Here is a 12813-nt window from a genome sequence, read left to right as displayed (position 1 = left end):
TCCAGGAGGCCGCCCAGGGCTGCGACCGCTCGGGCTCTCGTCCGGCCTGATGGTAGCGGCCCTCACATGCCCGGCCAGCCGGCGTGGTCCTCGGCAGTCGGGACGCCGACCAGGCTCAGGTCGGCGGCGAGCCGACCTCATGGGAGGCTGAAAATCACAAGTCGATCTAAACACTTGAACGCCTTGAACCAGTTAGGATGGCCTGACCGCCTGCGAGGCGATCGCGGCGACCGCACCAAGGAGGAGGCAGCGGGATGCATCTGACCGGCCGGCTCAGCCGGTGGCGGGCACGCCCGGCGACCACGGCGGAGGAGGCACCGCATCGACGCGGTGCCGCGCCGGCGGCCACGGACGAGGCACCGCGTCGACGCGTGACAGTGCCGGAGGAGAAGGCACCGCGTCGACGCGGTGCGGTGGCGGCGGCGGTGGCGCTCGCCTACGTCCTGCTGTACCTGGCCGCCGCGCTCGGCAGCCGCGCGCTCGGAGGGCCGGCCTGGTCGGTACTGCCCGGTCTGACCGTCGCCCTGCTCGTGCTGCTCGGCCTTCGCTGGACGGCGCTGCCGTTGCTGGCCGGGCTGGCCGCCGCGGCCCTGGTCTCCGCCGCAGACCTGGTTCCCGCCGCAGACCTGGTCCCCGCCGTGACTCCGACGGCGCTCCCGGAGCTGGCGCTCTCGGCCGTCGCTGCGACTCCGACGGTGCTCGCGGAGCTGGCGCTCGGCGCGGTCGCTGCCGCGCTGGTCTGGACGGGGGCGGCGGCCGTGCTGTCCCGCCCCCTCCGGCTCGACCCGGCCCTGCGGCGGCCCCGCGACGTCGGCTGGTTCCTGCTCGTGGCAGTCGGTGCGGCTCCGCTGGCCGCGGCGGCGGTGCGGGCCGCGCTGACGGTCGTGACCGGCGACATGGCCTGGCCGGCCGCGTCCGCGGCCATCCGCGGCTGGTGGATGGCTGACGCCATCGGCGTGGTCGCAGTGGCCCCGATCCTCATGGTCCTGCTGGCCGACCGCGTCCACCCGCCAGCGCCCGCCAAGGCGGTCTGGCGTCCGAGGCTCCGCCGGTCGGAGACCGCCGCCCAGGCGCTGGCGGTCATGGCCACCTCGTTGCTCGCCCTGCTCGTCCCCGCCGCGCAGCGCCCGCCGCAGCTCTACGTCTGCTTCGTCCCCCTCATCTGGGTCGCGGCCCGGCGGGGCGTTCCCGGCGCGGCGGCCGGGACGGCCGCCGTCAGCGCGCTCGCGGTCGCCGTGCTGGAGCTGCGCCGGCCAGCCGAGGCGGCGCTCACCCAGCTCGAGTCCTTCATGATGGTCGCCGCCGTCTCCAGCCTCTACATCGGTGCGCTGGCCGGCGAGCGCGCCACCTCGCAGCACCGGCAGCGCCAGCTCTCGGCAATCCTCGACGCGGCCCCGGACTGCGTGGCCACCGTGGACCGGGCCGGCCGCCTGCTCTACCTCAATGTGGCTGGACGCCGCCTGCTCCACCTGGCCGAGGATGCGCCGGTGACCGGCCGGCTCCTGCGCGACCTGCTCCCCCAGCTCGCGGCCAGGCTGGCAGCCCAGGCCGACCTCGGGCCCGACCTGTGGCAGGGGGCGACGACCATGGCTGCGGCCTATGGCCACCGGGTCCCCCTCGAGCACGTGGCCGTGGCGCATCTCGCCGCCGACGGCCGCGCCGAGGCGGTGTCGGCCATCACCAGGGACGTGAGTCAGGAGCAGCGCACCGCCTCGAGGCTGGCTCGTTCCGAGGAGCAGCTCGACGAGCACCGGCTCCACCTCAGCGCGGTCATGGCCAACGTGCCGATTGCGCTGGTGGTCGCGGGGGTGGACGGCACCTGCCTCCGGGCCCGGGGCCGGGCGCTGGAGCGGCTCGGGCCGTCCCGGCCGACTCAGGGGCGGTCGCTGTTCCATGCCTTCGAGGGCAACGACCAGCTCGTCGGCGACCTGTGCCAGGCCGCCGCCGGCAGCGCGGTCTCGTCGAGCACCACGCTCGGCGACACCGTGCTGGAGACTCACTTCCGGCCCGTGGTGGGCCGCAACGGCAGGGTCAAGCACGTGATCGGGCTGCTCAGCGACGTGACCGACCGGGTGAGGGCCGAGGCGATCTGCGACGACCTCCTGGCCCAGCTCGACGCCAGGGACGCCCAGTGGCGCGACCTGGACAGCGCCCTGCGGGCCGACGCCGCCCAGACCCTGGCGGCCTGGCTCCGGCACCTCGAGATCCTCGAGGAGCAGCTCGACAGCGGCCGGCCGGTGACCGCCCTGGCCCCGGTCAAGCAGACCCTCGAGCAGGTCCTGGACACCGGTACCCTGCCCGGTCTGGGCGCGCCCGCCACCGGTGACGCCCCGGCCGAGCTGCTGGACCCGGCCGAGCCCGAGGGGCAAGCCACCGTGGCCGCCGACGCGGCGGACGCCGGCCGGGAGCCCATGACAGTGACCGTGGTCCCCAACCGGGACCCGGACGCCAAGAGCTTCAGGCCCCCCGATGGCAGCAGGAACATCGAAGGCGCCAGGGACGCGAGCCTGGACGGGCGCCGGCCCGGTCCCGGCGAGGACGGCGAGCCTTCGGCCGACGAGGGCACGCGGACGCTGGTCCTCGCGGTACGGGACGCCCCGGGCCGACCAGCCGCACCCGCTCCGGCCAGCGCTCGGACGGGCAGGCAGCTCGAACGCCGTCCCGGGCGCGCCCTGCCCCCCACCGCCCGCCCCGACCGCTCCTGAAGCTGGTCCGGCGCCATCCGCCGCTCAGGAGCCCAGCCAACCGCCCCCAGCCAACCACCGCTCAGGAGCCCAGCCAAGCGCCGCTCAGGAGCGCAGGCGCTGCCCCTTGAACACGTTGCTGCGCACCACGACCCCGCTCGAGGTGCGACCGCTCACCTGCATGGTGACGATCTGGTCGTCGGAGAGAGGAAACGTGATCGTGCCGTGGCGGACGGTCCCAAGGATCCTGAGGCTCCGGTCGAGCCTCCCCCCGGTGCCGAAGCGGAGGACCGCCTGGGTCAGGGGCTGCGACGCGTCGAGCCGGATGACGAGCCCGTCGGCGAGCCGGATGGCCACCCTGGCGGTGAGCCTGGGCGGGCCGACCGGGGTTGGCGGTGGGGGCGCCGGGTTGGCGCTGGCGGCCACGGCGGGCGGCGGGGCCGGGCTCGCGGTCGCGGCCGTGGTCTGCGGGGCTGCCGTGGTTGCGGGCAGCGTGGTCGTCGGGACGCTCGTCTCCGGCACGGTCGGGACCGTGGGCGAGGCCGCCTGCGTGGTCGCGGGGGCGGCCCGACCGGCCTCCCGGCGGCCGGCGTCGACCCGCGCGAGGAGGATGCCGCCGGCCACGCCCCCTGCCATCGTGAGCACCGTCAGGAGGGCCACGATGAGGATGGCACGTCTGCTCATGCTGCGAGCTCCAACGCCCGGGGACGGGGGGCGCGACGCGGCAGCGAGACGGGGGACGCCAGCGACGCTGGGAACCGGGCGAGGGCGTAGCCTACCGTACGACGGGCATGCCTTGGTGCACGGCGACGGCCGTTCGGCTACGGCTTGGGCCGTTCAGCTACAGCTTGGCCGTTCAGCTACGACTCGGCCGTTCAGCTACGACTCGCCGCGGACCCGTGCCAGGAGCTGGTCGGCGGCCGAGTACGGCCCCAGCTCGCCGCTGGCCACCTGCTCGGCCAGCTTGTCGAGGGCCTCGCCGCGGCCCAGCTCGCCCAGCTCCTCCCGCAGGTCGGCCAGGGCCAGCTCCTCGACCTCGCGGGCGGCCCGGCGCCGTCGCCGCTCAGCCAGCTCGCCGCTCTCCTCCAGGTGGGCCCGGTGGGCGGCGATGCGCTCGACCAGCTCGTCCACGCCCGAGCGGCGCTCGGCCGCCGTGCGCACGACCGGCACCTGCCACGGCCTGGCCTCGCCCAGGTGGAGCATCTGGCGCAGGTCACGGGCGACCGTGTCGGCCCCGTCCTTGTCGGCCTTGTTGACCACGAAGACGTCGGCCACCTCGAGGATGCCGGCCTTGGCGACCTGGACCGCGTCGCCGAACCCGGGAGCGAGGACGACCAGGGTCGTGTCGGCCAGTCCGGCCACTTCCACCTCGGCCTGGCCCACCCCCACGGTCTCGACCAGCACGACCTCGCAGCCTGCGGCGTCCAGGACCCGGACCGCCTGGGGCGTGGCCCAGGCGAGGCCGCCCAGGTGCCCCCTCGTCGCCATCGAGCGGATGTAGACCCCCTGGTCGAGTGCGTGATGCTGCATCCGCACCCGGTCGCCGAGCAGGGCACCGCCGGTGAACGGCGACGACGGGTCGACGGCAAGCACGCCGACAGTGCGCCCGGCGGCCCGGTAGGCGGCCACCAGGGCGTTGGCCAGGGTGGACTTGCCCACCCCGGGCGAACCGGTGAGCCCGAGCACCATGGCCCGGCCGGTCGAGGGGTTGAGGGCCTCGGCCACCTCCCGGAGCTGGTCCCGGGCGCCGTCCTCGACCAGGGAGATCAGCCGGGCCACGGCTCGCCGGTCCCCGCTCCGCAGCCGCTCCACGAGCGACCCGACGTCACGGCCGGGCCGGGCCGCGACCGGACTGCCGACCCCGACGCTCACCCGTCGACCTGGACGAGCAGGGCGTCGCCCTGGCCACCGCCGCCGCACAGGGCGGCGGCACCCGTCCCGCCGCCCCGCCGTCGCAGCTCAAGGGCGAGGGTCAGCACGAGCCGGGCGCCGCTGGCGCCGATCGGGTGACCGAGCGCGACCGCGCCGCCGTTGACGTTGACGACCGCCTCGGCCACCTCGAGCTCCCGGGTGGAGCGCAGCGCGACCGCGGCGAACGCCTCGTTGATCTCGAGGAGGTCGAGGTCGGCCACGTTCAGACCGCTCCGCCGCAGGGCGTCCCGGATGGCCCGGGACGGCTGCGAGTGCAGCGAGTTGTCCGGCCCGGCCACCGTGCCGTAGCCGACGATCCGGGCCAGCACGGGCAGTCCCTCGGCCCGCGCCCGCTCCCGGGAGGTGACCACCACCGCGGCCGCGCCGTCGGAGAGCTGCGAGGCGTTGCCCGCGGTGATGGTGCCCTCCGGAGCGAACGCCGGCTTCAGCCTTCCCAGCGCCTCCGCGGTCGTCCCGGGGCGGATCCCCTCGTCCTGCTCGACGAGCACGGGGTCGCCCTTGCGCTGGGGCACTGGCACCGGCTCGATCTCCTCGCGGAGGGCGCCCTTGGCGGCGGCCGCGGCCCGCTCGTGGGAGCGGGCGGCCCACTCGTCCTGCTCCGCCCGGCCGATGCCGAGGCGCGCGTTGACCCTGTCGGACAGCCCGCCCATGTGGGCGTCGTCGAAGGCGTCCCACAACCCGTCGTGGATCATCGCGTCGACCAGCTCGGCGTCGCCCATGCGGGCGCCCAGGCGTGCCTTGGGCACGAGGTAGGGGGCGCCCGTCATCGACTCCATGCCCCCGGCCACGAGCAGGCCGGCTTGGCCGAGCTCGACGTACTGGGCGGCAGTTGCGATGGCGTTGAGGCCGGACAGGCAGACCTTGTTGACGGTGAGCGCCGGCACCGTCATCGGGATCCCCGCCTTGACCGCGGCCTGCCTGGCCGTGATCTGGCCCTGCCCGGCCTGGAGCACGTGACCCATGACGACGTGCTCGACGGCGTCGGGCGCGACGCCGGCCCGGGCGAGAGCCGCCGCGATCGCGAGGCCGCCGAGGTCGGCGGCGGCGAACGACGACAGCGCGCCGCCGAACCGGCCGATCGGGGTACGGGCGCCGGCGACGATGACGGGCTCGGTGTGGTCGAACATCTGATCCCCCATGCTCGTTCTCGCTTGGCCGGGCCCGGGTTCCGGGTCCCGGGGTCGCCACGCGCGCGCTCGCCGCGGGGCCCTCGACTGTCCCGAGTCTACCGCCGCCCCGGTCGTGCCCATCGGTTCCACCGCCACGCCAGCCGTGCTCATCGGTTCCACCGCCACGCCAGCCGTGCCCCTCGGTCCCACCGCCGCCCAGTCGTGCCCATTGGGAGGACGGTCTACGCTGGTGCCGTATGACCGAGACGACACGCGAGCCGCCGCGCCCGGCCTCGCTCCCGCGCGGGTGGGCGAGGAGCCCGGCTCCATGAGCCTCGGGTTCGTGCACGCCTGCGAGCAGAACCACCTGAACCTGTCCACGATCGGCGGCGGACGCGTGGTCCAGCTCGAGTCGGGCAAGGTGGTCACCAGCCCGCTCGACCCGTTCCCGGCCTACAACTACGCCTTCGGCGTACGCCGGCGGCTCGACCTGGGCGGCGCGGCCCGAGCCTTCCGGACCGCGGGCCGGGACTACGTCCACGTCCTGGTCTCGCCCTCCTCGCACGCCGGCCTTCGGCAGGAGGTCGAGCGGCTCGGCTTCCGGCTGGAATGGGAGGACGCCGTCCGGCGCACCACCGGCACCGGGGCGGGCACGCCGGGCCTGCTCCCGCTCGGCCCGGGCGACTTCGGCGCCTTCCTCGGCACCTGGAAGGCGGCCTGGGGCGAGCAGCACGAGACCGAGGGCCGGGAGGAGGCGTTCCGGCGCCGGTTCACCGACGGACGCAGCCGCCCGTGGCGGACCGCTGACGGCGCCGGGGTACTGGTGCTGTTCGACTCCGGCCCGACCACCCAGCTCATGCACTTCGGCGTGACCGCCTCGGCGCAGGGGCGCGGGCTCGGCCGGCGCATGCTCGAGCTGGCCCGGGGGGCCGTAACGGCGAGCCGCCCGCTCTGGCTCTCGACCGAGACGGGCGGCCAGGGCGACCGGGCCGCTGCCGCCGCCGGCTGGGAACTGGACCACATGGCCGAGAACTGGAGTCTCGACCTCGACGACCGCAACTCGCCTCCGCCGGAAGACCGCAGCCCACCTCCCCGGGAGACCGCAGCCCACCTCCCCGGGAGACCGCAGCCCACCTCCCCCGAGGACCGCAGCCCACCTCCCCCGAGGACCGCAACCCACCTCCCTGGAACCTGGGACCTGACCCCGGAGCCGGGCCGAAGCGACGAAGGGACCTTTCCGTGCAGCTTGGACGCCTCGATCACGTCGGCATCGCCGTCACCGACCTGGACACCTCGCGTGCGCTCTATGAGCGCGCCTTCGGGCTCGAGGTGGCACACGAGGAGGTGATCGAGGACCAGGGCGTCCACGAGCTGCTGTTCCGGCTCGGCGACGGCTGGCTCCAGCTCGTGGCCCCGCTCGGGCCTGACACGCCGGTCGGGCGGTTCCTGGCCAGGCGGGGCGAGGGGGTGCACCACGTCGGCTACGCGGTCCCGGACGTCGCCCGCGCCATCGACGACCTGTCGGCCGCGGGGCTCGAGGTCGTCGACGCGGCCCCACGGATCGGCTCAGGCGGCACCACGATCGCGTTCGTGCACCCTAAGAGCACCAGAGGGGTGCTGATCGAGCTGGTCGAGGAGGGCAGCGGCCACCGCGGGAAGTGAGCCCGGGTATTCCCGGCTCCGTTGCCGGCGCGCCTGCGTCGCTCCCGGGCGGGAAACACCTTGGCGTGAAGAAAGCGAGGGGGGCAGGGGCCGGTCCTCCCCTGCCCCCCTCGCGCCTGCGGGCTACCCGGTTGGGCTCCTCCCGGATGCCACGACGAGCCGAGCGTACTAGATGCGTCGGGGCGTTGTCATCGCCTGCAAGGTCTCAAATCCATAATGGTGCAAGGGAAATCAAGGAGCACTTCGTTTCAGCGGGGCGGCCGGGCCACGGGTGGGCGCTCCCAGTTCCGCGGCACCGGCGGCGTGGTCAGGCCGAGCGAGCGCAGGAACGCCGAGAGCAGCCCGGCCGTGAACCCCCACACCGCCACGCCGTCCACCCAGAACACCGGGCTGACCAGGCCGGGCGGCACGCCCCGGGCGCGGACCGCTGCGGGCGGCAGCAGGCGCCCGATCGGGACCAGCTCGTGGTTGGCGGGGTCGGCGAGCTGCCGGAGGGTGGGGCGGAGGATCGCCGCCACCTCGTCCGGGTTGGGATGCAGCGGCGCCCGGCCGTCCCACAGGCCCACCACCGGCAGCACGTCGAAGTTCGACACCGAGACGTAGGCGCGGTCCAGGCTGCCGAGGACGCGCACGGCGGCCGGGTCCAGGCCGATCTCCTCCTCGGCCTCGCGCAGGGCGGCCGCGACACCGTCCTCGTCGGCCGGGTCGACGGCGCCGCCGGGCAGGCCGACCTGGCCGGCATGGGTGCGCATGTGCTCGGGTCGGCGCACCAGGACAAGCCCGAGGTCGTCGGCGCCGTCGACCGGGGAGAGGGCGAGCAGCACGGCCGCGGGCACACCGGTCGGATCGCCCGGTGCCACGAAAGGCAGCCGGGCGACCCGCTCGAGCAAGGAGCCGGTCGTCACCAGTCAAGCATACGGGTGTCCTCGCCATCCACCGGCCGCCCCCTATCCACCGGCCGCCCCGCCGTCCACCGGGCCGCCCCACCATCCAACGGGCCGCTCGCCGGGGGATCGGGCGGTTCGACGGCCTGGCGAGGATCGGGCGGTTCGATGGCCTGGCGTCGCAGGCCGTCGCCGCCGTCAGGCGAGCAGGCCGCCGTCCACGACCAGGGCGCTGCCGGTGACGTAGCTGCCCGCATCCGACGCGAGCAGCAGGAGCGGCCCGGCGAGCTCCGACGCCTCGGCCCAGCGCCCGAGCGGCACCTGCGCGGTGACCGCCCTGCTTCGGCCCGGGTCCGACCACAGTTCCCGGGTCAGCTCCGTGCGCACCCAGCCAGGGACCAGGCAGTTGACCCGGATGCCATTCGGCGCCGCCTCGACCGCGAGCGTCCGGGTCAGGGCGAACACCCCGGCCTTGGCGGTGGCGTAGGCGGCCTGGCCGGGCGAGGCCTTGAACCCGGCGACGCTGGCCACGTTGACGATCGACCCGCCCGCCTCCATGCGGGCGAGCGCGGCCCGGCATGTGAGGAAGACCGAGCGCAGGTTGAGCTCCAGGACCCGGTCCCAGCCCGAGGTCCTGGTCTGCCCGACGGGCGCGGCGAACCAGGTGCCGCCGGCCACGTTGACGAGCACGTCGAGCCGCCCGGTGGCCTCCACGGCACGCCCCACGGCCGCCTCCACCGCGTCCTCGACGGTCACGTCGGTCGGAACCGCCACCGCCTGGGGCGCGCCCGCGTCCCGGGCGGCGGCGGCGACCTCCTCCAGCTCGCCGGCGGACCGGGCGGCCAGCACCACCGCCGCCCCGGCCCCGGCCAGGCAGAGCGCCGCGTGCCTGCCGATCCCCCGGCTCGCTCCGGTGACCAGCGCGGTCCTGCCGTCCAGGCCGAAGCCGGCCGGGGGCTCGCCCGGTGGTGCCAACCGGTGCCTCCTTCGCGGCGCGGGATCCGCCCTCGGGAGCGATGCTACGAGACTACGCCCTCGACTCACCGGCGCGAGCCGGGGCGCCGGCCGCCTCGACGTGCTGGTCAAAAACGCCTGGGGACGACGGCAGGCCGCCCGAGCCGTTCCGCATCCCTGCCGTGTGACCACCCGGCAGCAGCTGCGGCAGGCCAGCCCGCTTAAGCGCCGCCGGGGAGCCACGGCTTCGTAAACGCCGCCAGCCACAGGCCGGGCGGGCCAGACCCAGCCGTAGCGCAGCAAGAACTTGCTCAGCCGATGCCGGCCCGCGTCCGGTCGTCGACTCGGCGCGACCACGAACAAGCCTACGCGGTAGGTGGGGCAGCCCAGCCGCTCGCCGATCGTCCGGAGCAGCTCGTCAAGGTCGCGCTGCATCCGCGCGGTCAGGCGCCACTGCATGAGGGGCACCATCCAGCGGCCTCGCGACGCCAGGTTGTGCACGCGGACCCGCAACGCGAAGAACAACTGTCGAAGGGCCGCCGGGCGCCGAACCGGACGATCCAGAGCATCCTCCCGTCGAGCTTGACGCGGCGCGCGGGAGGGGTTTGTCTCTGTGGCCGTACCGATCGCCGACCGAGCGGATCCCGCGAGGACAGCCGATGCCTGAGAACCCAGACACCAACACTGCAGGCACTGAAGGACATCTGACCCGGAGTTCGCTTGATCTCGACGCAATCCTGGCTTCGGGATGGGCGGATCCGGCGCAGTTTCCATTGCAGGAGTACGAGCAGGCAGCGGCGTTCTTCGCTCAGCAGCGCAGACGTGATGCGTGGCTCATGGCGACCCGGCAGCAGGCCGCGGCCAGCATCGAGGCGTGGACCGGACGTGTGCCCCGAGACGTGGGCTCATTCGGGCTGCGGTTGAACCTGGAGACGAGCGACCTGGACCTCGGCATCGGTTATCCGACCGATCGGCGGCAGGCGATCGTCGAGACGCTCATGGCGCATGCAGCGTTCAAGGGGGAGCGCAGAACCCGGTTCGCGACCACGAGGCTCGTGTTCGCCTTCGTCTGCGACGGCATCGACGTGGACCTGAGCGTGCTGACCGAAGAGGACTTCGCCGTCGCCTGCCGGATGCTAGACGAGGTCGACGCCACAATGACCGAGCCCGAGCGGATCGCACACGCCTGGGTCAAGCACCTGCTACGCGAGCTGGGCCGGCTAGACGACTACGCCGCCTGGAAGCTGGTCACCTACGCTCGCTTCTGCCCCGAGTTCCACTGGGTGCCGATCCGGGAGCATGCCCATCCGGTCGGCTGAAGCCCCCGCATCGGTCGTGCGTAGAACGCGACTCGGCGTGTCGGAGCGCTGTACAACCCTCCGTCAGGTGCCGCACGGGTCCGCGGCATTGATCGGTCGCCAGCCGCTGATGGCCGCCCACCGCCGATGCTGGCGGCACAGCAGCTCAGCCTCGGCGGCAGGGAGTGCAGGCGTGACGTGCGCAACGGCCGCGTCCATTCGCTCTTGAAGCTGGCTGATCTTGACGTCCATCATCGCGGTCAGGCGGCTATCCAGCAATCCGGCGTTGGCATGCCGCCGGTCGATGGGGAAATCATCGAGGATGCGCAGCATGTGCCCCAAGACGGCGAAGGCGGCGTCCTTGACCACCACGCGAGCGTCACACACGGCATGACGGGGATGGCCGTCGAGGATCTTCTCCAGTGATTTCAGGGTGTAGTCGAGGGCGAAGTTCCGGTCGACCCACAATTGAGCATGCTGCGAGCAGCGACCGATGCGCCAGTCGGCGAAGTCCGCGTCGATGCGCCCCATCGACGGCCGCGGCGCTCCGGCAAGTCCGGCAGCCTGCACCCGCTTGGTATAGGCGGCGCCGATCAGGCACTCCATGGAGACGAGCAGGTAGGAGATGCTGCTGTAGAACGGCCGCCCGGTGGTGTGGGCGGCGACGAAGTCGTCGTCGCGGACCCCGTCGACAATTGCCTCCACGCTCAATAGATGGCATGTGAGCGGGACCCCCTCCGCTCAGATGCGGCACGCTGGCCGTATCAGATCGCACAGCGGGAGCCAGAGGAGGTCCCGATGGCCATCGTAGGAGGGCTCGACATCCACCGCCGCCAGATCACCTACGACTACCTTGACACCACGACCGGCGAGACCCGCCGCGGGCAGCTCAGCCCCGCCACCCGTCTCGAGCTGCGCGCCTGGCTCGACCAGTTCGACGGACAGCAGGCCAGCTTCGCGTTGGAGGCCACGACCGGCTGGCGGTTCGTCACCGAGGAGCTCCAGCGCGTGGGGATCGGCGCGCACCTGGCCGAGCCGGCCGACACCCACGCGCTGCGGGGCCCCAAGCGGCGCGCCAAGACCGACCGGACCGACGCCCGCCACCTGCGGGAGCTGCTGCGCGCCGGCACGCTGCCCGAGTCATGGCCGCCACCCGCCCACATCGCCGACGCGCGCACCCAGGTCCGGCTGCGCCGTGCGCTGATCGGTGCGCGAACCGGCTGGTACCAACGCATCCACGCGGTGCTGTTCCACCATGGGCTGCCCGACCGCTGCTACCTGCTCACCGCCGACGGGCGGGCGTGGCTGGCCAGCGTCGAGCTGCCCACGGTCGCCCGCGGCGCGGTCGACCTGGCCTTACGGATGATTGACCAGATCGACGCCGAACTCGACGGGTTCGACACCGCGCTGGCCCGCATCGCGCGAGCCCAGCCAGGCTGCAAAGCGCTCATGCGCCGCTACGGGATCGGCTGGCTGACCGCGGTGGCGATCTGGGCCGAGTTCGGCGACGTGCGCCGCTTCGCCAACGCCCGCCAGGCGGTCCGCTTCACCGGCCTGGACATCACCATCTCGGAGTCCGACAGCAAACGCGCCCGCGGTCACCTCGCCCGCCAAGGCTCACCGGTGCTGCGCTGGGCGCTGCACGAGGCGGCCATGTGCGCCGCCCGCCCTGGCTCCCCCGACCACGCCTACTACCTTGCGGTCAAGCAGCGGCTGGGCGGCAAGCGGGCCGCGCTGTCGGTGGCCCGCAAGCTCGCCCGCGAGGCCTACCACACCCTGCGAGCACTCGGCGACCAGGCGCTGGCTCCCGTCGCCGTCGAGCTCCCAACGGCCGCCTGACCGTAGCTGCGGATCGTGGGCTGCGGGCCCACAAATCAACTGATGTGGTGCGGTCGGCTCCCTGATGCTCCTGTCGCCACGCTCGTCGTGGACGGCCTCCATAGAACGAGCGGCCGCACCCGCCACGTGCGGGAACCCGATCACCCATCATGTCGCCGGACCTTGCTGTCCGAGCACCGAGATAAGGCTGGACACCCGCGCCGCGATGCCGCCCCTGCCACCGTCAACCTACCAAGTCCTCAAACGTGATGCCCATGGCGTGACCCACGCTGCTGCTTTGTTGCCCGATCCTGCGACGACCCTCGCCGGCGTCAAGATCGTTCGTCCTCGCTGCGCTGCGGGCGCTCCATCTTGACCCTCGGCTCAGTTCGCCGTGCCTAGCCAGCAACCAAACAGCAGCACACCCTCGGGATTACACGTTGACCGAGAGTCCCGCCACAGATAAGGGGCA

General features: G+C 73.6%; 11 protein-coding genes. 5 read left to right on the top strand and 6 right to left on the bottom strand.

Annotated elements, in window-relative coordinates:
• Positions 1–413: 413 nt before the first annotated feature.
• The gene (locus VG276_26745) at positions 414–2705 is read left to right on the top strand and encodes a PAS domain-containing protein (protein ID HEV8652889.1); all 2292 of its coding nucleotides are present in this window, start codon (positions 414–416) and stop codon (positions 2703–2705) included.
• An 84-nt stretch (positions 2706–2789) separates the two neighbouring features.
• Here the strand turns inward: VG276_26745 and VG276_26740 are convergent, their stop codons facing one another.
• The 3 genes from VG276_26740 to VG276_26730 form a co-directional block, all read right to left on the bottom strand.
• Entirely contained in the window at positions 2790–3368 is a 579-nt protein-coding gene (locus tag VG276_26740) for a hypothetical protein (GenBank protein ID HEV8652888.1), read from the bottom strand.
• A 195-nt stretch (positions 3369–3563) separates the two neighbouring features.
• A complete protein-coding gene (meaB, locus tag VG276_26735; GenBank protein HEV8652887.1) occupies positions 3564–4556 on the bottom strand; it encodes a methylmalonyl Co-A mutase-associated GTPase MeaB in 993 nt (330 codons plus the stop codon).
• Positions 4553–5743 carry an acetyl-CoA C-acyltransferase gene (locus VG276_26730; protein HEV8652886.1) on the bottom strand — a complete coding sequence of 397 codons (1191 nt, stop codon included), beginning with the start codon at positions 5741–5743 and terminating at the stop codon, positions 4553–4555. The genes meaB and VG276_26730 overlap by 4 nt, the downstream gene beginning before the upstream one ends.
• A gap of 310 nt (positions 5744–6053) precedes the next feature.
• Between VG276_26730 and VG276_26725 the strand changes: the two genes are divergently transcribed.
• Positions 6054–7073: a hypothetical protein gene (locus tag VG276_26725; GenBank protein ID HEV8652885.1), complete on the top strand. Its 1020-nt coding sequence runs from the start codon at positions 6054–6056 to the stop codon at positions 7071–7073.
• Positions 6965–7387 (top strand): methylmalonyl-CoA epimerase, encoded by a 423-nt coding sequence (mce, locus tag VG276_26720; GenBank protein ID HEV8652884.1) that lies wholly within the window; start codon positions 6965–6967, stop codon positions 7385–7387. The genes VG276_26725 and mce overlap by 109 nt, the downstream gene beginning before the upstream one ends.
• A 248-nt stretch (positions 7388–7635) precedes the next feature.
• Here mce and VG276_26715 read toward each other — a convergent pair whose 3' ends face one another.
• A complete protein-coding gene (locus VG276_26715) occupies positions 7636–8292 on the bottom strand; it encodes a CoA pyrophosphatase (GenBank protein HEV8652883.1) in 657 nt (218 codons plus the stop codon).
• 177 nt (positions 8293–8469) lie between these two features.
• Positions 8470–9246 (bottom strand): SDR family NAD(P)-dependent oxidoreductase, encoded by a 777-nt coding sequence (locus tag VG276_26710; GenBank protein HEV8652882.1) that lies wholly within the window; start codon positions 9244–9246, stop codon positions 8470–8472.
• 638 nt (positions 9247–9884) lie between these two features.
• Here VG276_26710 and VG276_26705 point away from each other — a divergent pair.
• Positions 9885–10544, top strand: coding sequence for a hypothetical protein (locus VG276_26705; protein HEV8652881.1), 660 nt, complete (start codon positions 9885–9887; stop codon positions 10542–10544).
• Between the two features lie 63 nt (positions 10545–10607).
• Here VG276_26705 and VG276_26700 read toward each other — a convergent pair whose 3' ends face one another.
• The gene (locus VG276_26700) at positions 10608–11234 is read right to left on the bottom strand and encodes a hypothetical protein (protein ID HEV8652880.1); all 627 of its coding nucleotides are present in this window, start codon (positions 11232–11234) and stop codon (positions 10608–10610) included.
• An 87-nt stretch (positions 11235–11321) separates the two neighbouring features.
• On the opposite strand from VG276_26700, the gene VG276_26695 reads away from it, so the two are divergent.
• On the top strand, positions 11322–12362 hold the full coding sequence (locus VG276_26695) for an IS110 family transposase (protein HEV8652879.1): 1041 nt from the start codon (positions 11322–11324) through the stop codon (positions 12360–12362).
• Positions 12363–12813 lie beyond the last annotated feature (451 nt).

It is taken from the genome of Actinomycetes bacterium (assembly GCA_036000965.1).
Classification (GTDB): domain Bacteria; phylum Actinomycetota; class CALGFH01; order CALGFH01; family CALGFH01; genus DASYUT01.
This window is presented reverse-complemented; position numbering and strand designations above follow the sequence as displayed.